The organism is Streptomyces sp. col6 (genome assembly GCF_008042035.1).
Taxonomy (GTDB): Bacteria; Actinomycetota; Actinomycetes; order Streptomycetales; family Streptomycetaceae; genus Streptomyces.
On the sequence record NZ_RDBL01000074.1, the window covers coordinates 1 to 701 of the forward strand.

Genomic DNA, 701 nt, shown 5'->3' on the forward strand with positions numbered 1-701 from the left:
CACCCTGCTCTTCGCCCTCACCGGCTACGGCATCCTCGCCCTCACCGGCTACGGCATCCCCGGACTGCGCTGGCTCACCCCCGCCGGCACCAACAGCCCCGTCCGCCTCCTGGCCCTCGCCACCCTCGGCACCACCGGCTACGCCATGGGCGCCATCTCCTACGAGCTCGGCGGCGTCGTCAACCTCGAACCCGGAGCCTGGGTCAGCGGCATCGGCGCCCTCGTCGCCGTCATCGCCTCCCTCGCCCTCCCCTACGACGCGCCGAACGGCTCCGACGGCCCCGCGCCGAACGGCTGGCAGCGCTTCCGCAACAGCCTCGCCGGCACCCTCCTCCCCTGGACCTGGACCTCCGAATTCCCCGGCGACCTCACCGTCACCGGCTACCCCGGCGGCCTCCAGGTCCTCACCCTCACCGGCGCGATCCTCACCCTGCTCTTCGCCCTCACCGGCTACGGCATCCCCGGACTGCGCTGGCTCACCCCCGCCGGCACCAACAGCCCCGTCCGCCTCCTGGCCCTCGCCACCCTCGGCACCACCGGCTACGCCATGGGCGCCATCTCCTACGAGCTCGGCGGCGTCGTCAACCTCGAACCCGGAGCCTGGGTCAGCGGCATCGGCGCCCTCGTCGCCGTCATCGCCTCCCTCGCCCTCCCCTACGACGTCCCCCTCACCACCGACGGCCCCGCGCCGAACGGCTGGC

1 pseudogene is annotated in these 701 nt (G+C 73.8%); it reads left to right on the plus strand.

The features are described 5' to 3' along the window. Window positions 1-145: 145 nt before the first annotated feature. Window positions 146-701, plus strand: a pseudogene (locus tag EAO73_RS35390) (hypothetical protein); the annotation flags it as partial.